The following is a 24,619-nucleotide window of genomic DNA, read 5'->3' on the forward strand; positions in this document are numbered from 1 at the left end:
TCAATAATACAAAATATGGGTAGGCGCAATTCATCGATTGCCCCTACCCATATTCGATTTACGATGAGGATTAAACCAAACCCGATCGAGCCGGATTTGTTACAGCCGAACACATCTGACAAAGTTTGCTATTTGCCAACTTTAATAGTGACGCTCTGCTTTTGACCGATTTTCCCCAGCGGTTTGGGCGGTTGTAAATCGTGCGAGATGACTAATCCACCAGCATTATTGGTATTGATAGTTACTTGCTTTTTCGCAACCCAGTTAAGTTTCGTCCCAGCTTTGAGATTACCTGTAAATTTGGTAGTACCATCGATGCCAATTTGTGCCCAAGTCGGACTTTTGACAGAGATATTTACGGGAATATCTGGCAATTGACTCGGTTGAGGTGCAATTGCAGGCTTAACGACAGCGATCCCCTCTGCCTGAGGCGGTTTGGTGGCGATCTCCATCGGTGCAGATGGCGGTTTAATGGAATTATTAAGTAAACCAGAAGTCACCGCACTTATCCCCACCATAGCCACTGCATAGCCTAAATAGAGATAGAGTGGCTCGATCTGAATTGGCGCGTGGAAAGCTGTTGCCTGTAGTTTGGTAGTCGGCTCAAAGGTTGCAGCTTTTGGTTCCCAATTGGGCACTTGTTGGGAAATGGTCGAGCCATCCAAGCCTAAGCTATCTCCATAACGTTTTACCATCCCCTTGACATAGACACGTTCGGGGAGCATTTCAATATGACCTTCTTCGATCGCTTGTACCAATCGAGGCTGAATCCTTGTTCTAGCAGCGATATCATCGATCGACAACTGATGTTGTTCTCTCGATTGGCGCAGTTTGCCACCAATTTGTTCTAAGATTTCACTTGGGGTTGGCGGGACGATCTGGAGGGGATCATTTTCAATCGCAACTGGTGTTTTTGGTCGGAAATAATCCAGGGGAGATGCCGCAGTAAAAATTGACAGTTTAGAAAATTTGAGAGCAGTAAGCTTGAGCGGTGCCAGTAGAGTCACGGTCGCTGATTGTGGGGTAGTGGTAGGATGACGGGGTTTTTTTTAATCTGGGCTTTGGGTTGGGTGGGAGCCGCTCTGGGCAACACAGATGCGGCTTCCGGCTCCCCAGATTAGAGGCTTTGAAGTTCTACTAATTGCAAATGACGGTGAGCACCACTCGCTAACGATTGGCTTTGTCTCTGGTGTGGAGATGTTCCGTCAATGCTAATGTTGCCAATTCTGGTACGATGAAGCTGCAAGACTGGGTAGCCTAGTTGAGCTGCAACCTTTCTAATCTGTCTAGTCCGACCCTCTGTGAGAATAATTTCGAGCAAGGTGCGATCTACTCGATCTTCGATCTTCACAACCCGAGCAGGCAATGTGTATTGCCCCTCCAAGTCGATCCCGCTCCGCCAAGCAGCTAATGCTGTGGTTGAGGGCTGACCTTGAACCCATACCTGATAGGTCTTACTAATACTGTGGCGCGGGTGAGTCAACCGAAAGGTCAGATCGCCATCATTGGTGAGTAACAACGCGCCACTGGAATCAATATCTAATCTACCTACTGGATGAATTCCTTCATATTCTCGCAATTGAGGCGGTAATAGTTCCAACACTGTCGGACGACCTTGTGGGTCAAAACAAGTTGATACTACACCAACTGGTTTATTCAGTAGGAGGTATACAGGCTCTGGTCGGCTCTGCATTGCGATTAGTGTACCATCAACTTCTATGCGATCGGTAGTCGGTTCGGCTGTTTGTCCTAATATTGCTACTTCTCCATTTACCCGCACTCGTCCAGCCAAAATTAGCTGCTCCGCACGCCGACGGGAAGCAATTCCCCATTGAGATAAAATTTTCTGGAGCCTAGCATTCATAATTGAGTTGACAGTTGACAGTTGACAGTTGACACTATGCCTACGGCAGGCTAACGCCAACAGTACAAGCAGTTGACAGCTAGCCATAGGCTGGGCAATAACCACCAGCTAGATTTCAGGCAATCTTCACAATAGATATTTTAATTGTCCTGCTTAATTATTTGCGCCTTACTCTAGTATTCACTCACAATTGGCTCCTATTTACATGTAGACTCTTTTTCAGAAATATTACAAGGATAGATGAGAATTGACAAATCAAACTAGAGGAATTGTGGGTTCGGTACTAGCTCCTGCTTGTCGGGTGTGGTTACGATCGCAAGTGTCGCAGGTAGATTCCCTCCAAGTGGATATTCAGGGCGGAAGTCGGCAAATTTTGGGGGGGACGATTCCACGGGTGGCTGTGGTTGCTGTGGGGGCAATTTATCAAGGACTCTCACTCGGATCGATCGATTTAGTTGCAAACAATATTCGGATTAATCTGCCACAAGTTGTCAAAGGTCAACCCTTACGGCTGCTAGAACCGATTGCTGTCATGGTTGAGGTCGAGTTTAGAGAAACCGATTTACAGGCTTCTCTAGCTGCACCACTACTATCCCAAGCGATTACCGATCTTCTTACCCAGATTTTAGCAACATCGCACCAAAATCAATGGCTCATTGACTGGGATCGGGTGCGGATTGCCCCACATACGCTAATTTTACAAGGAAATTTGACGCTTGACGGACAAACGGTACCGATCGAGATCTCGATGGGGATCGCGGTTCTTGATGGGCATATTCTCGACCTAGATCCCCTGACTATTACCTGCTCGATCGATCTCCCTGGTAGTAAAATTAATAGCTATCAAATCGATCTCGGCAATGATGTCAATATTACCCAACTCCAACTCACCACTGGTAAGTTGCGCTGTCAGGGACGCATTCAAGTCAACCCCTAATTAAATCGTTAGATTGCCTGTGTCATGCTATCGCCCACCTCTTCGCCGTCTACTGACAATTAAAGATCTCGCAATTCCTATAAATGAGCGGAGGGATTGAATGCGATCGAGAGTGAGTAATTGTTGTCGATAGATCTGGCGAAGCCGCAGCATTTGAATCCGTGTGGCAGCAATCGATCTGGGCGCATCGCTCAAGAGTAAATTACAGTCACTCTCCCATCGATCGCACCATGTGCCCAATCCAATGATTTGCTTGCGTAAGCGCACGATCCATCCGGTGACGACTAAAGCGACAATCGCGATCGCACAATTACAGCAGCTAACAGCAATGACTAAATCCATAATCCCCAGCAGATCGGGTAAGATTGCTAGCGATTTTCCCTCGGTGAAGATAGCCGCCAACAATAAAATAACACTTTCTCAATTTACCCTAAAAAAAGCTTGAAAAGATACTTGCCAAGTTGAGAAACATGATGGTATGATAGACAAAGTGTGAAAAGCACTAAGACATAATCCTCGGTAGCTCAGTGGTAGAGCGATCGACTGTTAATCGATTGGTCGCAAGTTCGAGCCTTGCCCGGGGAGTAAGCCACATCCATTAAATATTTAGAAAGGTGTTGCTCTTATCGAGTAGCACCTTTCTTGACATCAGTAGAGATCCAGCAGACGGAAACAATCTATTAGTTTAGTAGTCGTTAGATACGATCGTTAATTAATTTTAAGCATAAATTATCAGTCGGTAGTATAATTCATCCTAGAAAATACTGGCAGCACCAGCTTAAATAGATCGATTGAGATCGTCAAAAATACTAGCTCCTTCTAAATATCATCCAATGTACAAATCATTAATTATCCCGATCGCCATCTTAGGCATGAGTGTCCCGCTCATATCGATCTCACCCCTCCCAGCTCAGGCTCTACCAGAAGCAAAAATTGTCGAAAAACTTCAGAAAGTACCAGTTTTTACGATTACCAATGGAACGGGTAATTTTTTGCAACAGAGCGTTACAGCTAATGGAAAAACCCGATTGATTACTCCAGTATATATGGAGTTAAAAGATGCAGCATCTTTTTTGAAAAAATTGAAAAAAGACCAGCCCAAGCAGAGCAAGGTTGCTCAAATCACGGTTGTACCGCTGAGTGAGGTTTACAAGCTCCAAATGGAAGCGCAAAAGAAATCAGATAACATGAGCTTTGTGTTTTTCCCAGCAGAGCAACAACTCAAAAATGCTGGACTACTCAAGAAGCCTTTTCAAGCTAATGCTTTTTATCCAGTACCGTTATTTATGATTGCAATTAAACAGCAGGATAAGTATGTGACAGTTCAGGAAAATAATTTGACTCCATTATTTTTGGGAAAAGAACAAGCTCAACAGTGGTTGGATAAAGTCAAGAAAAAAGATCCTAAATTAGCAGCTAAAGCCGAAATTAAAGTTAATTATCTTCATGTTGTACTTAAAGATTTTCAGAGCCAAAATTATCCAGCGCAACAGCAACTAGTGCTAGTCCCATCGACTGAGAGTGTCGAGAGTATTCGCAAATTACAAGCGGCTCAACCCAAGCCTAGCGCGACACCTGCAACTACCGCACCCAAAAAATAAGTAATTTTGGAGTTAATTACTAGTAAGGAACTATGGGAGTGGCGCATCTGGGCGATAAGTATTGCCACTGACGATATTAGCGATCGTGAGGTTGATTGGTTGCTACAATCGGTTGCTAATGTGGATAGGCTCACACTGCGTCTAGAATTGTTGGCGGATGCGAAGGGAACGAGAACCGCAAATGGCAGATCGATCGAGATTTCGATGTCACTCGATCGATTGACAGCATTATGGCTCGATCGAGTACAGGAGCGCAAGCCAGTTCAATATTTAATTGGGACGACATGCTGGCGAGATTTCGAGCTGGTGGTTTCACCTGCGGTACTGATTCCGCGTCCCGAAACCGAATCAATTATCGATATTGCCCTGGCTGCAACTGACAGCATTCAACAGCAGGGAATTTGGGTGGATTTAGGGACGGGTAGCGGGGCAATTGCGATCGCGATCGCGAGATCTTTACCTGCGGCACAGATTTATGCAGTAGACTCTAGTTCTGCGGCATTAGAAATCGCTCAAATGAATGCTACTCGATTGGATGTACTCGATCGAATTAATTTTAGCCACGGCAGTTGGTGGTCATCCCTAGCACATCTCCAGGGTAAGATAACAGTCATGCTTTCTAACCCACCATATATTCCTTCCCAAGAGGTGCTGCTGCTCCAACCTGAGGTAGCCCAGCACGAGCCACATCTTGCCTTAGATGGCGGTTTGGATGGCTTGGATGCGATTCGGGTTTTAGTCGATACAGCACCTGAATACCTTCAAGCTGGAGGAATCTGGTTAATTGAAATGATGGCAGGTCAAGGTGCCGCTGTCGTAGCTTTATTAGAGCAGCAGGGGAGTTATGATGATATTGAAATTATTAACGATCTGGCGGGACTCGATCGATTTGTATTAGCAAGGATGTGTCGATAAGCAGAGATCTAACGGTACCTATGAAGCGGCGTTTTTATATGGGGAACCCCCTGATAAAAAAACGACAAGACATGGCACCCCTACACAATTAACCTGTAGGGGTGCCCTTTATGGGTACCCTTCATCGATGCGGGGTAAGCACAAGGCATTACCCCTACAAAAATCTTTGTTGCGTTTCATACCTCAATTCAGCAACGCCCTAAATTCAATATGCTAAAGTTTCCAGCGTTTCGCGAAGATATCGTTGCACGCGCTCGTCGAGATTGAGAGCTGCTTGTTCTGGAGGAGATAGTTGTGATGCCCAGTGCTGAAACCCCGAACTAGCAGAAATCGCTTGTTTGAGGCTAGTCCAAACCGAGGTATCGTTGGCGGGAGCAGGTGAGGAGATACTCATTGGAATATGCCAAGAAATGGATGATTTTGGTGTGACCAGAAGTTTTAGTACAGCTCTTGTCACAATTTTAATCATAACTTAATTTTCAAGGCTGTCCAGTTGTCTAGTATACAGAAGACACCAACACTCTGACGGTTAGAAGTGTCCTGTCGATCGTTTAGTCACCATTCACCATCCACCATCTACCATCCACTATCCTAGCTATCTAATTCGATCCACGTCAGGGAGTAATTGCAAGATATTATAAACATTGAGGGTAAACAGTTCCAGCCCAAAGCATCTAAGTTATAATGGCTAGCTACGTATATTTAATTGTCACTCAGCAGCAAAAATATTGTTGAGCGCATATTCATAACTGTAAATCGGTATCGTACTTACCCAATTGTAAGTGTCGATCGGAATTATTATTTACTGGTGTCAGAGCCTAAAGAGGAAAAAAGCTGTGAGTGGAAACGAATCTCGGAGTCAAGCAATTTATCAAATTACTAACAGAGAGCCAATGCCTCCCAAGGCTTCCAAGCGGTTGGAAGATCTGTGGGCGTGTGATGTCTTCACCTTGAGCAAGATGCAGGAAAGTCTGCCCAAGGATGTATTTAAATCTGTCAAAAAGACGATTCAAACTGGTGAGCCATTGAATATCGCCGTTGCTGACTCTGTAGCAGTCGCGATGAAAGATTGGGCTATTTCTAAAGGCGCACTCTATTACGCCCACGTATTCTACCCGCTGACCAATGCCACTGCTGAAAAGCATGATGGTTTTGTCTCTGTGCAAAGCGATGGCTCCGTCATCTCTGAGTTTGCAGGTAAACTGCTCGTCCAAGGCGAACCCGACGGTTCTTCTTTCCCCAATGGTGGCATCCGCTCCACCTTTGAAGCGCGGGGCTACACTGCATGGGATGTTACCAGTCCAGCTTTCATCATGGAAACTGACAATGGTGCCACACTGTGCATTCCCACAGCGTTTGTATCTTGGACTGGAGAAGCATTGGACAAGAAAACGCCCCTACTGCGTTCCAATGCGGCAATGAGTAAGGCGGCGATTCGAGTCCTGAAGATTTTGGGCAACACTAGCGTCGCTCCTGTCAACTCTAGTTGTGGTGCAGAGCAAGAATACTTCCTAATAGATACCAACTTTGCTAATAGCCGTCCCGACTTGCTGCTGGCAGGTCGCACCCTGTTTGGCAAACCACCTGCAAAGGGTCAACAATTTGACGACCACTACTTTGGCGCAATTCCAGAGCGGGTTCAAGTCTATATGCAGGAGGTAGAAGAAAGACTCTACAAACTCGGCATCCCTGCCAAAACCCGCCACAACGAAGTGGCTCCAGGTCAATTTGAAATCGCGCCCTTCTTTGAAGCAGCAAACGTGGCAACCGACCACCAACAACTGCTGATGACGATTCTGAAGATTACTGCCAAAAAACATGGCTTCATGTGTCTGCTCCATGAAAAACCTTTTGCCGGAATTAATGGTTCTGGGAAACACGTCAACTGGTCGGTGGGGAATGCTACCCAAGGCAACTTATTAGATCCAGGCGATACTCCTCACTCCAATGCCCAGTTCCTGGTCTTCTGTGGTGCGGTAATTCGCGGCGTTCACAAGTATGGGCCACTATTGCGGGCAGTTGTCGCCACAGCGAGTAACGACCACCGTCTGGGTGCCAATGAAGCTCCTCCAGCAATCATCTCTGTTTACCTGGGTTCGCAATTACAAGACGTATTCGAGCAAATCAAACAGGGAGATCTGAAAGGATCGACAGCGCGGGGGATGATGAATATTGGTGTAGATACCTTGCCAATACTACCGAAAGATGCTGGCGATCGCAACCGAACTTCACCTTTTGCCTTTACTGGCAATCGCTTTGAGTTTCGGGCAGTCGGTTCGGGACAGTCGGTAGCTGGGCCATTAGTGGCAATGAATACGATCCTGGCAGATTCGCTCACCTGGATGGCTGATAAATTAGAAGGTGAAATCGCCAAAGGCACCGAACTAAATACCGCGATTCAGACAGTGCTCAAAGAAGTCATCGATACTCATGGTGCAGTGGTATTCAATGGCAACGGGTATTCTGAAGAATGGCACAAAATGGCAGTGGAAGAGCGCGGTTTACGCAACCTGCGGACGACAGCAGATGCCCTACCCGTGCTGACTGAAGAGGCGATCGTACATCTGTTCGACAGTCTGGGAATTCTGTCTCCAGTCGAACTAGCCAGTCGGTATGAAACCTACGCAGAACAGTATATTCTGTCGATCGAAGTTGAAGCTAAACTAGTAATTAGTATGGTTAAAACTATGATCTATCCAGCCGCAACTCGTTACCTAACTGACTTGGCAACTACTATTGCTGGACTCAAAGAAATCGGGGTTGATTTCGATGCTGAAAGTGTTCATAAGGTCGCTGAATTAACTAAATCGATGATGGAGTTAGTAAGCAAGTTAGCTGCGGCATTAAGCAACCATGATTTTGATTCGACTGAAGCACATATGCAATATTTAGTCAAAACTGTTCGTCCGTTGATGGATGAGGTTCGCAAATATGCAGATGGACTCGAAAGCGAAGTCGCCGACGATTTATGGCCGTTGCCTACTTATCAAGAAATGTTGTTTATCAAATAACATCTAAATAGTTGATAGTTGATAGTTGAAAGCTTGAAAAGACCGTTCTAAGCGAACGGTCTTTTTTTTGGATTCAGTTAAGAAGTAGGGGCAATTCATGAATTGCCCCTACTTCTCAACTATCAACTATCAACTGTCAACTATTGAATCATCTTCAATATTTAAAAAGTCAGGACGCACAGCTTGATTATTTGATAATAAGTCCTTAATTTTCGTCCATTCTTTGGATTCGATCGAATCAATGATACTGTCCAATCGATCGCGATATTGATACAACGATCGCAATAAAGCATCCCGATTATACTCTGCCATCATCATCCCCATTTCCGGATTACCGCCACCGACCCGACTGGTATCCCTAAATCCAGTACTGGCGAACTTTTTGGCAAAGTCCAGAATTTGAGGATCGGCTTCATCTAGACAAGCACCAATCAAACTAGCACTCACGATCATCGGTAAATGCGAAATCAAAGCCACTGCGAGATCGTGTTGAGCAGGGGTAGCATAATGAATAATACAATCGATCGATCGCACCAAGTCCGCCACTCTCTCTAGAGCTACAGGCGCAGTTTCGGGGATGGGAGTCAAAACATAAGGTCGAGCGGCAAATAGCCCCTTTTCAAAGGCAGCAATCCCACTCTGGGAGTTCCCAGCCATCGGGTGTCCACCCACAAAATTTGCCCATAATCCGGTGGCTCGATCGACGATCGCGGCTTTGACAGATCCGGCATCGGTAACGATCGTCTCTGGCTGGAGATGGGGGACTAGTAACTCGACTGTCGGGACAATTGCCGCGATTGGCGTACAGATAAAGACGATCTCAGTATCTTTGAGGCTAGCCAAATCGCCACTGGCTCGATCGCAAATCCCCTCGCGTTCGGCAAGATCGCAAGTAGCTTGCTGACGACCGATCCCAATTACCTGATGTCCCAGTTGGCGAAAATCCCACCCTAACGACGCGCCGATTAATCCTATCCCTACGATCCCGATCTTCACAGTTGGCTGTTTTTGATTATTTGTTATATTGTGCCATGCGATCGGGTAGTGAAATTTATTTGCCTGGGTTCGATCGTTGGCGCAGCCTACCGGAGGTAATCGGCAAGTCTGCCTGATTTCTCAGACTTCAAGATTTTGGCTCGATCGGTACAGAATGCGAAATATCACAAATTATTAATTGTAGTTTGTAACCAAAATATGAGCGATCTAGTGGCTTTTGGCGGATTTTTAGTGCAGATTCAACAAATTTTAGAGCCAAGTATAAATAATTACAATTTTGTGGGAAGTATATAAGTGTGGTACTAAATCACATTATCCAGACACAAGAAAAATAATCATGAAAGTTTCGTTCAAATTCGCGACTGGTTTAGTTTTAGCGGCTGTGTTAGTTGCAGGAACCAATCCTGCTCAAGCTGGTGAAGGTGGTGCGGCTGGTAGCGTCAGTATTCGCTTCGCTGGAACTACTGGTGCGATCGTCGATCGGTTGTCTAGTTCCGTCGCTGTTGGTAAAGGTTTTGCAGCAGCTACAGCTCTGACACAGACTGGAGCTAACGGAACAACTGCGACTTCCGCGGTTGGTAGTGGTGGTGGATTTGTACTGACTGATGCTAACCAAGTGGGTGCTTCTTACACTGCTATTGCTGAAACAACTACAGCTACTGCTCAAGCAAATAGCTTCGTAGGTGGTACACCAGCTAGCCTCCGTCCTGGTACTGGCGTTATCCTTCCTTAATAATTTAGAGCCAACTGTGGACTTGAAGATCGATACCTGATTCGATCTTACCAAGAGTTGCACAGGCTCAGATCTAGTTTCAGCCTAGTTGCTTAGAACTATGGCGGCTAGTAACCACACAGATCGGCAGCGATCTTCCAAACACATCACGTATTAATCAAGGAAAAAATCATGAAAGCTTCGATCGTCTTTGCGACTGGTTTAATGTTGGCGGCTGCTACTGTAGCTGGCTCCATCACTACTGCTCATGCTGGTGAAGCTGGTGCTGCTGGGAGTATCTCCGCTCAGTTCACTGGGCTTATTACCAACGGACTGACTGCTACTGCTGGTTCAGTTGCTGTTGGTAAGGCAGCAGCTTTTACTACAGCTCGTACTACTGCTACTGATATTTCTGCTGTTGCCGTTGGTACTGGTGGTACATTGCAAGTAAGTGGCATCAACGACGCAATTGCTAATTACACAGTAACAGGTGAAACCGCTCTTGGGCTAGGAGTCGTACAAGGCAACAGTTTTGCTTCTGCACCTAGTCTCCAAATTATCCCTGGTCCTACTACCGGAGTTACCCTTCCTTAGGAATGGTTGAAGACGATCGATCTCCAAGATCGATCGTCACTGATGGATCTGACGAGGATCTCAAGATCCAGTCAGATCCACCGTAGTTGAGCTAGATTGGAAAACAATGAAAATTTCGCTTAAATTGGCAATTGGTTTAATGTTCGTCACTGTTGTAGCTAGATCGGGATCGATCGCCTCTGCCGACCAAACTCGTGCGGTTGGGGTGGTAGCGATTAATTATAGTGGCACGACGATTACTAGTTTGTCTAGTGCGATCGCGGTTGGCAAAACTTCGGCGTCGGGGACAGCCAGTAGTAATGGTGTTGAAACTGCTGCTTCGGCAATTGGTGGAGCGGGTGTGTTGAGAGTAACTAACCCCAATAGCACGAGTGTTGCCTATGAGATCGATGCTGAATCAGTCGTCAGTCTTGGTACTACGCCAACAGCTACGCCTAGATCGCAACAGATAAGGATCGACAATACTGATGGGACTAGATCTGTTACTGTGCTGATTCCCTAACGTAGTATAAATTTAGCAAATTGAATTAATCAGTTAACGATCGTCGAACAACCTTCGTAACTTTGATGCGATCGACCGTTGATATCGATCGATCTAATTGGTTGTGCGATCGTTAGATCTTCTATAAATAAACATCTTTGTCTACCTAATTTAATTACCCATCGTACACACCGATCGAATCAATTGGGGTCACTTGCTCAAAATTTCAACGCGCGATCGATATGCTAAAACTTTGGGTGACTTCTGCAAATTTAATATCTTACCATTCCATTAGTAAACTTTTATTGCAATCGCCACCAGCAACCGCTGTAAGAGATAATCGCTCGATCTTTATTGTTTATCTAATTATTTTAACTACTTATTTTCTCTTAGATGTAACCAAACAATCGGTAGCCGCTAATCCAGACATTATCAGTCAAGGCAGCGAACAGCCTAAACCAAGTTTTATTCAAAGTACGTCGATCGCGATTAACGAGCGCTGTTTACTAAATTTAGAGCCTAAATTTGAGAGCTTAACGCAGACTAGCGAAGTACCATTAGCAAACGGTCGAGAATCGTGTAGGGTCGATCGTCAAAATAGATCTAATCCAGATATCGCAATTGCCGATGCGATCGAGTGGATTTTAACCGCTCAAGCATTCGACCCAAAAATTCTCGATCTGCTCAAGCCTGACGATCTATTTTTGCTCCCAAGATTTGTGCCCAGGCTCTTACCTCCAGTTCCAACAGATCGCCCTTTTATCGCGCCGACACCACCAGTTAGCCCAGTCTTACCGCCACAAAATCGAGATCCAATTCAATTACCCAAAATCAAACCATTACCAACCGCCATTCCAGATCCGCGCTATCTAATTGCGCCCCGCCTGCTAAAACTCGGACAATTTAACCCAGCTCTGACTCTCATCGCGATTAACGATGTCGCCCTCACTCATCGCAGTCAAATTGAAGTCACTAGTGGGATAGAAACAGGAGATCGTCGCAGTACAGATATCGGGTTAAATGCAACTAGGTTATTTAGTCCACAAGTAGAAGAGAGCGTCTCCAACAAACGCGTCTATCGGCTCGACTATTGGAGTAACTATAGTCAAATCCGCACCCTGCGGCAGCAGCGAGAGATTACCACCAAGATAACTACCCCAGAAACCCTATTTGGGATGCGCCAGCAAATCTCCTTTACCGGAGATTGCCTAGCGGGGATGAATAACGGTAATTCTGCCTCTCCCACAGGTGAAAAACTCATTTGTAGCTACCTTCCAGGACTAAAAACCGATGAGAGTAGTATCGACACTCAAAAACTGATTCCGACTCAGATTCCCAGCACATCTTCATTTGGGGATGTGGTTAGTCCTGACTCTCTGCTGGCGATCCAAGCTAGCGGATTTCAAGGCGGTGCGAATGGGCAACTCATGGGTTTGGATCTCTATTTTCCGAGAATTGGTGCTCAAAGTGGCAACTCTCAGGCGCAAGATAGTAGTTTCGATCGATTTGAATCAAATACTACCGTCCCTATGGTAGCTGTCGGTCGTATCCATCAGGTAATTCTCGCTAATGGTACCGAAACTGCCATTGCTCGCACGGTGCGCGGTTTTAATTATATTTTAGGGGATGTGAATACTAGCCAGATTGCGGTGATTCAAGCAGCTACGGAATTATTGCCCGATCTCGAACCATCCTTACCCGACGGCAAAAAAGGCGGTTCGACAACGGTAGATCGAAATTTAATCTTGGCTGCTAATAATAATCGCACGCCTGAAAATAGCTTGACCGCTTATTATAGCGGCGTTGGCAGAGGCACTACACCCAAGGATGAGCGGATTAATAGTGCCAACTATCATGGGCTGTGGATCGGGTTTTCGCCAGTAGTCGATCGCCAAGTCGCATTAATCGGGCCGATTTACAAAATTCTCGGCCCCGAACGGATCGCGCTGTTTGCTGGGGGTGAAGGTGGGATCGATAGCAATACTAATGTTACAGCTTTACTAAATCAAAATACTTTTGACTCATCGGCAATTACCAATGGCTACGTGCAAGCGTACATCACTAGATACGAACGCGAAGTAAATACGCTCTCAAGCACGACGATCCGCGAACGCACCAATTATCATCCACATCTGAGTGCGACTGGTAATATTACAACTCAAGATTCGGTCTTGCGTTACTACACTGGGCTAATTATTAATCCCAATTTTAGCAGTGGAGCTAGTCACAAAGGCTACTTGGGCGTAGATTTTACCAAAGCCGAAGGCGGATTGAGCTACAACCTCGCAGCAATCGGCTATCTCAACCCCGATACCGAGTACTACAGCAAACTTACGGGTACTATCTCCAAACAGCTAGGTTTGGGCAGAAATCCCGCCAATAATCTGAATCTTTCTGCTGGCGTTAACTATGCGATCGATGGTACCAAAATCTTTGATGCAGTGAGTTTTCGATCGGCTAATAGTTACGTTAATGTAGGTGCTAGAGCTAATTTAGGCAATGTCGCTGTCGGGACTACTTACTATCTCTCCACTGGGATGCCCAATTCGATCGGCAATCTCGTCTCTACCAATGCCAGTTGGAAAATTAGCGATGGACTCGTTTTATCAGGCTACTACACACCAGTAAATGATAATGTTGCTCGATCGCCTTTCGGTGCCAGTGCCAGCATCCGCTTAGGCTCAAATATTTATAGTCCCACTCTCTCACTAGGTTGGAATCGGAATGAAATCGATCTAGGCACCAAGTCCGACAATACGCGATCTGGAGTTGCTGACAATGTTTTTTCGATCTACCTCCGCTTTGACGCACCCCCAAATTCTTTTTAATAATCCTCATGCTTGCCCTACTGGGAGGATAAATGAATGCGTCAATTTTGTGACCTCGAAACCCGATCGCAACCCCTCGATCTTGTCTTGACCTAAATCGAGGGGTTTGAGAGTGCGGGGATCGTGTAATTAGGTGCTCACATGGCTGTATTGACGCTGTGTTCGGACTGCGAAAACTAGGACGGCAAAAGCACATAAACCTGCAACATATAGCGGATAAGAGTAGCTGTAATAACTATCTAAACTAACTGCTACCCCAGTTTCTTTCGCTACTTTTTCAGCAGCTTCGATCGTCGTCTTATCGACCAAAAGTGCTGATAGGACTGGCCCAATCCCCGTAGAAATACTTAAATAAGCAGCATTGAGACCCGAAGTCATCCCCTGTTCTGATGGGTGAGTATTGAGCGAAATCAGATTACTAATCATCGGCTGGATCAGCGAATTAAAAACTGAGAAAATTAAACTTACCACGACAAAGTAAACAACATTGGGAACGATCGGCATCAGTGCAAAGCAAGCACTACGGAAAAATAGCCCGATTAACATAATTCGAGTAGCACTAAGTCTTTTGGTCAGAAACTTAATACCTAGAGTTTGCATCAGTGCCCCCAAGATCCCAAAGCTAAAAAACAACAAATCGAAAGAAGGCAGATCTTGGGCGAGGACTTTGAGGTAATAAGCCTGAAAGCCAAAAGTGAACATCCCAAAAGTAGTCCCAGTCAAAAAAGTCACCATCAGCAATGCACCGACACCAGGAATCGCGAACCCAGAAATAATTCTTTTCAGTCCTAAGTCGAAAATCTTGTCAGTTTTAGGAGCAGCTTCTTTAAGTGTTTCTGGTAACAGCCAAATAGTGAGGATGAGGGCGATCGTAGCTAAGATCGAGGAAGCTAAAAAAGGTGCGCCCAAAGATATCTGAGTGGTAAAGTAGCTAATTAACGGGCCTACTACAAAACCCATCCCTAACGATGCCCCAAACAAACCAAAGGCGCGGGCGCGTTCTTCCGGTTTGCTAATATCGGTAATAATCGCTTGCGCCACGGAGATATTTCCGCCAGTAATCCCATCCAAGAACCGAGCACCAAATAACACTGGAGCGGTGCTAGCAGTGCCGACAATTAAATTTGCGACAACTGTACCCGCCAAACTGATTATTAATAATGGTTTGCGACCAAATCGATCGGATAATTTACCGATCGTTGGTGCGGCGATAAACTGTGAGAGCGAATAGATCGCAAATAAAAAGCTGGTTTGGAAGTCACTCAAGCCAAAATATTTACCATAGTTATAGATATTTAGAATCAGTGCGATCAGGCTCAGGGCGTTGACAAAATTGATAAACAAGACAATCCGCAAGGTCGGATTTGATAAGTCGAGAGCTGCTGGCGATCGATGTTTTGGTTTTTCTAATAACTTAATTGCCATTTACAACACCTCCACAAGTAAGCTCCCCATTTTTATACGGAATCTCTGTATGAGATCCCGTGGACTTTGAAGAAGAACGGTCTATCGACGTAATCTCGGCTGTAATATATTTGGTGATTGAGATTGTTGAAAATTTTCGACGGGGGGGATTACTGGGAGCGATTGGACAAAGCCCACATTTCGTAAACGATTTATCTATCTCTAGTTTGGTAAACACGATATTTTTGAACATAGATAGACGGCATATTTTCTGATCTTATTATTCCCATATTTATCAATTAATCTACAATAATGATTTTGTGGCGCACGGAAAATTCAGGAGATCGATCCATCCCAAAAAATTAATCAAACTATTTAATCTAACAGCAGTAATCGTGGAGATTATGAGGCTTCATCGTTCGAGCGATCGCCAAATCTTAATTTGGGATCATCGCCACCTTGATCACCTCGCGATTTTTCATATCCTCGAAAGTCTGGGCTAAATCTGTCAGGGGACGACGATCGCTAATTAATAATTCAAAGGGGATTTGCTTGCTTGCTAGCAATGCTAGAGCCGCTCGGACGTGCTGGGGCGTATTATGGAAGACACCTTTGAGGGTAAGTTCGCTATAGTGAAGCCTGTCGGTATTGACACTAATCGTCGTATCCTTGGGGCAACCACCGAAGAGATTAATTGTCGCACCTGGACGACCACAGGCGATCGCAGTTTCCCAGACACTCGGTACACCTGTCGCTTCGATAATGATATCTGCACCCCACCCCTGAGTTAGATCCTTGACAGTGCTAGGGATATCTGACTGATGGTAATTCCAAGTCCGCTCGGCTCCTAGTTGTTCGCCTACCGCTAAACGGCGATCGTTACCGCCAAATAACCACACAGATTGACATTGACTCGCCATTACGGCTACAAACATCAACCCGATCGCACCGTCCCCAATGACGACTACTCTAGAGTCAGCGGTAAAGTTGCTCCGCGCGATCCCATGCAAAACACAAGCCAACGGTTCGGTCATTGAAGCTAGCTCGGCGGCGAGATCGGCTGGAATCAGTAGCAAATTGTGCTTGACGATCGGTGCTGGGATGCTGAGATACTGAGCGAAAGTACCGTTATTCCAAGTTAAATTGGGACAGAGAGAATATTCTTGATGTTGACAAAAAAAGCAATTCATGCAGGGTGCAGAATTATTGGCGACGACTCGATCGCCAATCTGCCAATCGGTGACACCCTCGCCTAGTGCGACAATTTTGCCCGCCGCTTCATGTCCAAATCTAGTCGGTGGCTTGAGCATTTTCGCGTGTCCACCCCGCCGCCAGACTTTGAGATCTGTCCCGCAAGTAGTCGCGGCGGCGATCTCGATGACAACTTCACCCGCGCTCGGTGATGGGACAGAGATAGTTTCGAGGCGGAGATCTTCTCGACCGTAGAGGAGGGCTGCTAGCACAAAATCACCAGTTACAATAGTTGCTCAAAAGCTATTCCAGTATAGGGAACTTTGCGATCGCAAATCCAGTGCTGGGAGGCGATCAGAGTAGCAATTGCGATTGACCAAAGTATCATAGACTACAATTATTTAGGTTGAATTCTCATAATTAGGCGATCGAGATTGCTAGTTGCGATCGGAATTAACTTTTTGCACTGGGGACGACAGTATATAATATAGTGTTGTAGATTTCTGAGCAGCGATTCTCTTTCAGGGAGGCTGTGCCTCCGGCAGGCTACGCCAACGAGTGACTCAGACCAAATCGGCTCCAATCGAATCAAATTTCTCACTACCTGACATTATTATGAACGAAAAAAAAGTAGAAGATCCTAAATTAGTGATAGTTTATTTTGCCAATGGTACAGTCCAGTGGGTGAAATCTGGCAGTACCAATAAATGGTCTAGAGATGGTGGTAGAGTAAACAAATTTTTTGAAAGTAGGGTATATCACACTGCCAGCGGAGATAAAATTAAGATCAAGCAACATTTTAAACTATTAAATACAGTTTTTATGGATGTAGGAACTGGTGCATTTCTAGACACAGTTCGCGAAGATCTGCTCGGCTTGATTCCCGATCCTAACGATCTCATCCAGCACTGTAAATGGTGGGATGTCGATTGGTCTTGTCCGATCGTCTTTGAGCCGAAACCAGAACGGAAGCCATACAAAAGTCCAGTCATCCGAGCTAGTAATTAAATCGATCGGATCTAGATCTATTTTAAACCAATGCTAATGTCTAATTAGGCTGCAACTGTATTGAGATAGCGATCGACTGTTTCTGTACCACTACCAGTAAACTTTATCTGCCCGCGATCGAGCCAAATTGCTTTGTCGCAAGAAGTGCGAATAAAATCCAGATCGTGGGAAACAACTAAGACAGTGGTATCACCATTAAGGAACTTGTCGATGCGGTGCTGGCATTTATTTTTAAAGTTCTGATCTCCGACAGATAGAACTTCATCTAGAATTAAAATATCTGGCTGGACATCTGTTGCGATCGCAAAACCCAATCTCGCAACCATCCCTGAAGATAAGCCTTTGACTGGTACTAATTCATAATCATTTAACTCAGCAAAATCTAAAATCATCGGTGTACGCTCTTGCATTTCTCGACGAGAAAATCCGATCAAAACGCCGTACATAATAATGTTATCGCGGACGGAGATATTGCCATCAAATCCTGCTCCCAGTTCGATCAGCGGCGCAATATTGCCTTTAACTCTGACTTTACCAAGAGTCGGTTCGAGAATCCCAGAAACTAACTTGAGTAAGGTTGATTTACCAGCTCCATTTCCGCCGATAATCCCAATCTTTTCTCCCGCATGAACGACCAGATTGACATCATCAATTACTAGTTTTTTAGCAGGTACTCGATATTTGCCCGAAACGATCGAGAAAATAGTTTGTTTGATATCATAAGAAAACTCTTCCTGAGTACGCCGCCATAACGACACGCGATCGAAACTAATAACTTCCATCTAGCCTAAATATAATTAAATACAATGAGTGGTGTGGAGATTGATAAAGGTAAAGATAATAATCAAATAAAGCTGTCTACAAAAGATCCATGAATTTTGGGCGAAGCCAATTGAAACAAACCCAACCAATTGCTAAAATAATTATCCCACTCAATAACGATCTAAACATCAAAGTTGGATCGGGTAAATCACCTGACAAGACAACTTGCCTCAAGCTCTCAATTACTGGATACAATGGATTTAGATCCAAGTATTGACGAATTTTTGCAGGAACGAACTCCGCTGGGTAAAAAGTTGGACTACTCATCAAGATCACAAACTGTACTAGCTCATACAAGAAAGGTAAATCTCGAAAGAACACATAGAGAGCACTAGTTAAAAATCCAATTCCAGCAGATATTAATATCAATCCTAATAATGGGATTGGAATAGCAATAACGTTGACAAGAGTTGATGAATGTGGTGATAAAAATATGGTTACTGTTATCAACAGTGGTAGCATCCCAATCAAAAGTTGAAATGTATTTGCTACAATGACTGAAACTGGAAAAATACTGACTGGCAACTTGACTTTGTTTAACAATGAATTGTTACTGACGATACTGGCTAGCGCTTGTGATGTCGAACTATTATAAAACTGGATAACAGTTAATCCAGTGAAAGCAGCTAGCGCATATTCCCAGAGCGAATCATTATAGTATTGCTTCTTGAAACCACCACCAAAAACGATCGCATATAAACCAGTCATCATTAATGGATTGAATAGCGACCAATATATTCCTAAAAAGGAGCCACGATAACGAACTTTAAGTTCGCGTCTAGCCAAAACAGATACTAATTCCCAATAACGCTCGATCGTAGATAATCTAGATTTTTGCTCGATTGATTTAGGTATATACATAGAAGTTATTTAAATATTTAACCAGTATTATGTGATAAATGGTGTAGTGAATTGACCGAAGAGAATCTATTCTCAGCGGATTAACACTAGATCTATAAATCCATCTTTATCTGCTAAACATTCATCGAATGTTATCGATTTAATCATTGAATCATCATCTACATAGTTGAGTGAGAATCCAGCTTTGACTATTTCCGTCAGAAATTCTCTTGGATCGTAGTAAGTCGGACGGTAATTAGCAAATTCTAGAATTATAGTCAACTTGAGATTTTTTGATAGAGTTTCCTGCATACCCTGCCAAATTAACCATTCGGCACCTTCAGCATCGATTTTAATAAAATTGACATGACTCCAATCATCAACTAATTCATCAATTGTCGTGGTGATGATTGAGAAATATTGAGAGGATGTATTTTGTAAGTTTGACTTGTCTGGATAATGAATTGTAGAGTCGCCCAGAAGTCCATTAGGCACACAAAGTTGAATGGCGTCACCTACATGATTGGATGCAGCTTTGTCACTGACTTCAACATAAGACTTAAACCCATTGACCCGAACAGATCGATCTACTAGGCTTGCTAATTTTTGGTTTGGTTCTACCGCAAGCACCCGACCAGAACTTCCAACGAGATCTGCCATCAGTAGCGTATAATATCCACAATTTGCACCGATGTCAATACAATTCCAGCCAGGTTCGATCGTGCGCGATAGTAGCTGTGTGATCCATATTTCCCAATAGCCATTTAACAACAAGTGGGGGGTTAAGCTAATATCGGTAGCATCAACATAGCAGAAATACTTGGTTAAAACCCGACATAAAAGTGTATCATCTCCCAGATAAGAGGATTGAAAAGCCTTGCGACATGACGATTCAACCACGCTCCTACTCAAGTACCCAATTGCTCGAATGTCATAAAATATGTCTTTCTCAGTCTTTAGTAATTGACCGATCTCCTCTAGCTGTGTCAGTACAGCTTTCAATTCATCAACAGGATCTGATTGTTGACTTGTGACCTTTTGAATATTTAGTTGTGATAGCAAAGCTGCTAAGTGGATATTCTGGCGATCGAGCGCTGGTAAATCTTGGTGATTAGAAAAAGTAATAAATACTGAATTTCCGTGAACTGGATTCATCTCAGTCAATACTCTTTGGATCAGCATATTATCGATCTTGTCTATCCAGCCCTTATGCAGCACAAACCACTGAAAATTAGTAGACCGGTCGATTAGCAAACAATTGAAACAATTGTTAATCAAATATTTAAATTCATGTGGCGCAACTATTTTGTCATTATCTTTAAGATGCGCTTGAATTAACTCCGCAACTTCTAACCAGTTTCGATCGCTAGTTGGAAACATATTTATTTTTTATATTTAAGTTGAATTATATTCGACATCCTAAAATTTAGAGTGTGGCAAATAGTAAAAATACCGCTTGAATGAAACTATTATTCTCCTCTTGCTAAATTTCAAAAGCCTTAATCGACTGATTCAAACGTGTCTGAATCCATGATTCGTACAGCTCATCGATCGACCTCATCCGCATCTTTTCATCCAATTGAGCTGGAAAATATTTTTCTAATCTTACTATTATAAACCAATTCGCGATTTGCAATGGGAGAGATAATTGTCCCTGTTTTAGCGATCGCAACCGATCGGCTAAAATTGGATGTGGAACAGACAATTCATGAGGGCCTTTCAATCCGTTAGTTTCATCTGCTTGCCCTTTAGAATATTGCTTGATTAATTCTAAAAAATCTACTTCTCCATCTTGAACTTGGAGAAATAGCTCTTGAGCAAGATGAAAGCTTTTGACTCCCAAAACGTAATAACTCGCTCGATCGAGTTGACTTTTACGTTGGAGGAAGTAAGAGTCAACTTTACTAGCAAATGTTTCTCGTTTGAATCGATCGAGCTTGAGTGTTCTAACGACAAAATGTTCAAATTGAGGTAAAGTAAGATGATTGCATTCCAACCAATTAGCTCGATCCTCATCTGAATTAATCTGATGCTGTTGGTAAAAAGCTTTGTAACCACCAAAAATTTCTTCGGCGGTAAGCTCGATCGATTCGATCGCAGTATCAACAACTAGTTCTCGCTGTAATTGTGAGATGATGCCGTATTTCTGTAAGAGTCCAACCACCTCCTCTCCAGAAATTCTATTTTGGCATAGTCTTGCCAGCGGGGAATTTAGTTCGATCGTGTCTGTAATAGTTTCCATTACAATATTGGCATCTAACGGGTTTACACTTATCTTAATACTAAAGGAGCAGAGTAATTCATACATTACCCTACTCCTTCTTCTAACTATATTACTTCAGTAACGTCAGCAACTAGCCTAGATCCAGCCACCCCAGACCGAAGCATCAACATTATTGGCTGTCATAAACGCAGCCAGGTCAGTTTTGCTTTGATAGTTGGCATACTGAATATTGCCATCCTTAAACATCAAGGCGCGTAGTACCGCACTCCCATCACCGAGCTTGAAGTACAGGTCTTGGAAACCATCCTTATTATAGTCACCCGCTGCTAGCACTCGCAAATTATTATTCCTCAAATCATTTTGGAAGCGTCTCTGGCTATCAAATGGGCCACCAATATTTTGAGGACTATTCTTGAGGGTAGGATCGATATACAGCGGTTTGCAAGCATTTGGGGGACACTTTAAATATTGAACCTAATCTCTAAAAAAGCTTTGAAGAATAGCTGTCCCGCACCAACCTGCAAACCGCTGTAGATGCCGACGACACGAGTATCACCATTCAAACCATATCTACTAAAATCGACATTACCATTGGCAGTACCAACGCTAGCAAACCGACCGATCGCTGGATTAACTAAAATACTTTCGAGATCGCCATCCCCCTGAATATCGACATCTCCGAGCAATTTCCAAGAGCTAATACCACCTAAATTATTGCCATCGTAGTCTCGAATTGACCCCATGTATTTAGTAGTATCTTTTTTGAAGTCAGTTAAAGGTACTGCGCTCAGAGGTATACCTATAGCTAAAGCGGTGATGTCACTAATAAAACTATTTAAGTTAAGTAGGTTGACATAATTAATTGCACAGAATTTTGCCTAGATGCCTTTCTCATAAAGAATTTGAAAATATTGAGTGTGCAATTAATTCTGTCTAAGTACTTAGTGGAAGTCAGCCCAGTACTAGGACTGAGGTAAGCATAATTAGTTTGATTCGTTTGCTGTAGTGCAAAGTTTCCTTTATAAAATGGAGAGGAAGCATAGTCACTAACAACCTGCTCGTAGGTTACAGAAACACCAGTGCTGTCAACAATTTTTTCAATTCGATTCGCTGAATTTCGCCAATCAATGATGACGGCAAAACCATTGGTAGCGGTATCACCAATGACGAAATGTCGATTGTCAATAGTGTACAAGTAACCAGTACTTGAGGTACCAGAGAATGGGAATATTACACTATCAGTACCGCCACTTTCGAGAATTATTGCGCCTTGTCCTTAAAAAATACCGATCGCTTGATTAGTATACAGATAATACTTTACCTACTAGTAGCAAATTCAGCGATAGTTTCTTGATAAACTGCCAATGTTTCGCGAGCACAACGATCCCAACTAAATAATTTATTTTGAGCCAACCCCAATTGGCTCAGACTAGCTCTTAAAGACTCATCATGAGCGATCACAGTAATCGCTTTGCAAATTTCTTCGATCGATAAAGGATCGACTTTAATCGCTGCATCGCCAGCAATTTCTCGGATACAGGGAATATCGGAAGTAATTACCGGACAACCGCAAGCCATTGCCTCTAGTACAGGTAGTCCAAATCCCTCAATTAAAGAGGGGAGCATTAGTGCTTGGGCATGAGAGAATAATGCTGGTAGTTCATTGGTTGGCAAATAACCTGGGTGAATTAAAATTTCGGCGGCGATCATTTCCTGCATCAGCTCTTTAACATCATCAAATCCCCATGCTGCACTACCTACCATTACTAGCTTACAGCCACGTCGATCGCGCATCGAAAATTGCCGAAAAGCCAGCAGTAACCGCTTGACATTCTTTTTCGGTTCGATATTGCCTACAAAAATAAAGTAGGGAATATTGGCTTGAGCGGTACTCAAACCGAGTTTACTCAAAATCGGTCTGGCTATCTCAATATTAACTGGTTGAAATTCTTCACGCGCTGCTTCATAGACTACTGTAATTTTCTCTACTGCTACTTGACAATAGTGTACTAAATCATCTTTGGTAGCTTGCGAAACGGCGATAATTTTGGTGGAATTCCGCAGATTTGCTTTGAGTAACTCAGCAAAAACCAACACTAATTGGCTGCTTACCAACTCTGGTCGAATTAATGGTACGATATCATGAATTGTAGTCACCTGAGGTAAATTTACTACTGTCAAAGGGCTGAGGTGAGTACAATGAAAAACGTCATAATCTTTGGCTAGCTGACGAGAATGAATACGATTAGGTATCAGCCTAAATATATTCCTCAGCATTAAAAAATTGCGGGAAATATTTACTAAGTACGGTTGATGGCGGGCGAGAAAATCATAGCTCACAAAGCTATCATTTAAAATTTCGGTCAGACTAGATTTGAGTACTGTCGGAAAAGAAAAAGCCCTGGGCTGTAAAAAAAAAGATAGCGGTAATAAGCTACTATCTACAGATTTCTTGAATATATTGACAACTTTATTGATCCAGCTATTCGATCGATTGTTTCGGCTGATATGAGGATAGCGTGTTTGAAATAATTGTGATAGTAGCTTGGCGTAGCTTTGAATATTTTTTAATTCTTGCGAACTACTCAAACCAAGGATTGGGATATTGAGTGACTCATCTAACAGCAATAGTAACCCAACACTATCATCGCGGATCGCGTCAATGCCTTTGAGTAGATTCACAGCATAAACATAGATACCCGTACCATTTTTGAGCGTCAGGGGGTAAGCTTCAAATAAAATTTTGGGATGAGCTGGACTCGATTTATTAGTAGAGCGATTTAACTCGATAATTGATTCATCTAGTTGTGATATTTGGCCGTTATTCATCGATCTATTGTTTTCTAATAAGTCTCGCGTCAGATTCATATTGGATCGAGCCATTTCTATAATTTAATTTTCTTTACTGTTGCTTGCTAGATGCCTCGCTTCAAATAGCTAGTTAGACATCAGGAATTAATACCAATCATAATTACCCCTAACATTAATATATAGTAATCGCCAAGGCTGTTAGGACACAACAATTGTGTCTTGTCGCGCTAAACCTGGAGGAAACCTCCAGAGCGCGCGCCGCAAATCGTCGCACATGAAGCAAAGTCCGGTTGTTGCCGCGAGCGGCAAAAGCCTGCCTACGCGGACTGAATCTAGAGTGTCCTAAGCGATCTGGCGACTGCTATATTATTTAATTATTA

Annotated in this window: 23 protein-coding genes and 1 tRNA gene; 10 read left to right on the forward strand and 14 right to left on the reverse strand. The window is 43.7% G+C overall.

The annotated features are described in order from the left end of the window. Positions 1–128 precede the first annotated feature (128 nt). Positions 129–1,007 carry a helix-turn-helix domain-containing protein gene (locus tag ACEW9J_RS23975; RefSeq protein ID WP_373547586.1) on the reverse strand — a complete coding sequence of 293 codons (879 nt, stop codon included), beginning with the start codon at positions 1,005–1,007 and terminating at the stop codon, positions 129–131. Positions 1,008–1,117: 110 nt separating this feature from the next. Continuing rightward, on the reverse strand, positions 1,118–1,864 hold the full coding sequence (locus ACEW9J_RS23980; RefSeq protein WP_373547587.1) for a pseudouridine synthase: 747 nt from the start codon (positions 1,862–1,864) through the stop codon (positions 1,118–1,120). A 247-nt stretch (positions 1,865–2,111) separates the two neighbouring features. On the opposite strand from ACEW9J_RS23980, the gene ACEW9J_RS23985 reads away from it, so the two are divergent. Then, complete coding sequence (locus tag ACEW9J_RS23985; protein ID WP_373547588.1) at positions 2,112–2,801, forward strand: DUF2993 domain-containing protein; 690 nt, start codon at positions 2,112–2,114, stop codon at positions 2,799–2,801. A 27-nt stretch (positions 2,802–2,828) separates the two neighbouring features. Here ACEW9J_RS23985 and ACEW9J_RS23990 read toward each other — a convergent pair whose 3' ends face one another. Next, a complete protein-coding gene (locus tag ACEW9J_RS23990; RefSeq protein WP_373547589.1) occupies positions 2,829–3,203 on the reverse strand; it encodes a hypothetical protein in 375 nt (124 codons plus the stop codon). A gap of 111 nt (positions 3,204–3,314) precedes the next feature. On the opposite strand from ACEW9J_RS23990, the gene ACEW9J_RS23995 reads away from it, so the two are divergent. From ACEW9J_RS23995 to prmC, 3 genes are all read left to right on the forward strand, one after another. Further along, a tRNA-Asn gene (locus ACEW9J_RS23995) sits at positions 3,315–3,386 on the forward strand. 248 nt (positions 3,387–3,634) lie between these two features. Beyond that, entirely contained in the window at positions 3,635–4,402 is a 768-nt protein-coding gene (locus ACEW9J_RS24000; protein WP_373547590.1) for a Tic22 family protein, read from the forward strand. A gap of 6 nt (positions 4,403–4,408) precedes the next feature. Further along, the gene (prmC, locus tag ACEW9J_RS24005) at positions 4,409–5,317 is read left to right on the forward strand and encodes a peptide chain release factor N(5)-glutamine methyltransferase (protein WP_373547591.1); all 909 of its coding nucleotides are present in this window, start codon (positions 4,409–4,411) and stop codon (positions 5,315–5,317) included. 205 nt (positions 5,318–5,522) lie between these two features. Here the strand turns inward: prmC and ACEW9J_RS24010 are convergent, their stop codons facing one another. Continuing rightward, complete coding sequence (locus ACEW9J_RS24010) at positions 5,523–5,711, reverse strand: hypothetical protein (protein WP_373547592.1); 189 nt, start codon at positions 5,709–5,711, stop codon at positions 5,523–5,525. 442 nt (positions 5,712–6,153) lie between these two features. Between ACEW9J_RS24010 and ACEW9J_RS24015 the strand changes: the two genes are divergently transcribed. Further along, positions 6,154–8,328 carry a glutamine synthetase III gene (locus tag ACEW9J_RS24015; protein ID WP_373547593.1) on the forward strand — a complete coding sequence of 725 codons (2,175 nt, stop codon included), beginning with the start codon at positions 6,154–6,156 and terminating at the stop codon, positions 8,326–8,328. A gap of 129 nt (positions 8,329–8,457) precedes the next feature. On the opposite strand, the gene ACEW9J_RS24020 is transcribed toward ACEW9J_RS24015, so the two are convergent. After that, positions 8,458–9,324 (reverse strand): prephenate/arogenate dehydrogenase, encoded by an 867-nt coding sequence (locus ACEW9J_RS24020; protein ID WP_373547594.1) that lies wholly within the window; start codon positions 9,322–9,324, stop codon positions 8,458–8,460. A 337-nt stretch (positions 9,325–9,661) separates the two neighbouring features. Here ACEW9J_RS24020 and ACEW9J_RS24025 point away from each other — a divergent pair, with 337 nt between their 5' ends. From ACEW9J_RS24025 to ACEW9J_RS24040, 4 genes are all read left to right on the forward strand, one after another. Then, a complete protein-coding gene (locus tag ACEW9J_RS24025) occupies positions 9,662–10,057 on the forward strand; it encodes a hypothetical protein (protein ID WP_373547595.1) in 396 nt (131 codons plus the stop codon). Positions 10,058–10,228: 171 nt separating this feature from the next. Further along, positions 10,229–10,630, forward strand: coding sequence for a hypothetical protein (locus tag ACEW9J_RS24030; protein WP_373547596.1), 402 nt, complete (start codon positions 10,229–10,231; stop codon positions 10,628–10,630). A 106-nt stretch (positions 10,631–10,736) separates the two neighbouring features. Continuing rightward, positions 10,737–11,132: a hypothetical protein gene (locus tag ACEW9J_RS24035; protein ID WP_373547597.1), complete on the forward strand. Its 396-nt coding sequence runs from the start codon at positions 10,737–10,739 to the stop codon at positions 11,130–11,132. Between the two features lie 221 nt (positions 11,133–11,353). Further along, positions 11,354–13,939 (forward strand): hypothetical protein, encoded by a 2,586-nt coding sequence (locus tag ACEW9J_RS24040; protein ID WP_373547598.1) that lies wholly within the window; start codon positions 11,354–11,356, stop codon positions 13,937–13,939. Positions 13,940–14,068: 129 nt separating this feature from the next. Here ACEW9J_RS24040 and ACEW9J_RS24045 read toward each other — a convergent pair whose 3' ends face one another. Then, complete coding sequence (locus tag ACEW9J_RS24045; protein WP_373547599.1) at positions 14,069–15,364, reverse strand: MFS transporter; 1,296 nt, start codon at positions 15,362–15,364, stop codon at positions 14,069–14,071. 416 nt (positions 15,365–15,780) lie between these two features. Continuing rightward, complete coding sequence (locus ACEW9J_RS24050; protein WP_373547600.1) at positions 15,781–16,806, reverse strand: zinc-binding dehydrogenase; 1,026 nt, start codon at positions 16,804–16,806, stop codon at positions 15,781–15,783. Positions 16,807–17,149: 343 nt separating this feature from the next. Here ACEW9J_RS24050 and ACEW9J_RS24055 point away from each other — a divergent pair, with 343 nt between their 5' ends. After that, positions 17,150–17,542 (forward strand): hypothetical protein, encoded by a 393-nt coding sequence (locus tag ACEW9J_RS24055; protein WP_373547601.1) that lies wholly within the window; start codon positions 17,150–17,152, stop codon positions 17,540–17,542. 44 nt (positions 17,543–17,586) lie between these two features. On the opposite strand, the gene ACEW9J_RS24060 is transcribed toward ACEW9J_RS24055, so the two are convergent. From ACEW9J_RS24060 to ACEW9J_RS24090, 7 genes are all read right to left on the reverse strand, one after another. Continuing rightward, positions 17,587–18,324, reverse strand: coding sequence for an ABC transporter ATP-binding protein (locus ACEW9J_RS24060; RefSeq protein ID WP_373547602.1), 738 nt, complete (start codon positions 18,322–18,324; stop codon positions 17,587–17,589). Positions 18,325–18,400: 76 nt separating this feature from the next. Next, positions 18,401–19,225 carry an ABC transporter permease gene (locus ACEW9J_RS24065; RefSeq protein WP_373547603.1) on the reverse strand — a complete coding sequence of 275 codons (825 nt, stop codon included), beginning with the start codon at positions 19,223–19,225 and terminating at the stop codon, positions 18,401–18,403. 72 nt (positions 19,226–19,297) lie between these two features. Then, on the reverse strand, positions 19,298–20,386 hold the full coding sequence (locus ACEW9J_RS24070; protein ID WP_373547604.1) for an FkbM family methyltransferase: 1,089 nt from the start codon (positions 20,384–20,386) through the stop codon (positions 19,298–19,300). Between the two features lie 301 nt (positions 20,387–20,687). Beyond that, positions 20,688–21,446 (reverse strand): peptidylprolyl isomerase, encoded by a 759-nt coding sequence (locus tag ACEW9J_RS24075; RefSeq protein WP_373547605.1) that lies wholly within the window; start codon positions 21,444–21,446, stop codon positions 20,688–20,690. 117 nt (positions 21,447–21,563) lie between these two features. After that, positions 21,564–21,782 (reverse strand): hypothetical protein, encoded by a 219-nt coding sequence (locus tag ACEW9J_RS24080; protein WP_373547606.1) that lies wholly within the window; start codon positions 21,780–21,782, stop codon positions 21,564–21,566. 107 nt (positions 21,783–21,889) lie between these two features. After that, entirely contained in the window at positions 21,890–22,171 is a 282-nt protein-coding gene (locus ACEW9J_RS24085; protein WP_373547607.1) for a hypothetical protein, read from the reverse strand. A gap of 574 nt (positions 22,172–22,745) precedes the next feature. Further along, positions 22,746–24,311, reverse strand: a complete 1,566-nt coding sequence (locus tag ACEW9J_RS24090; RefSeq protein ID WP_373547608.1) for a glycosyltransferase family 4 protein — start codon at positions 24,309–24,311, stop codon at positions 22,746–22,748. Positions 24,312–24,619 lie beyond the last annotated feature (308 nt).

Origin of the sequence: Chamaesiphon sp., assembly GCF_041737865.1 — a bacterium.
Taxonomy (GTDB): Bacteria; Cyanobacteriota; Cyanobacteriia; order Cyanobacteriales; family Chamaesiphonaceae; genus Chamaesiphon.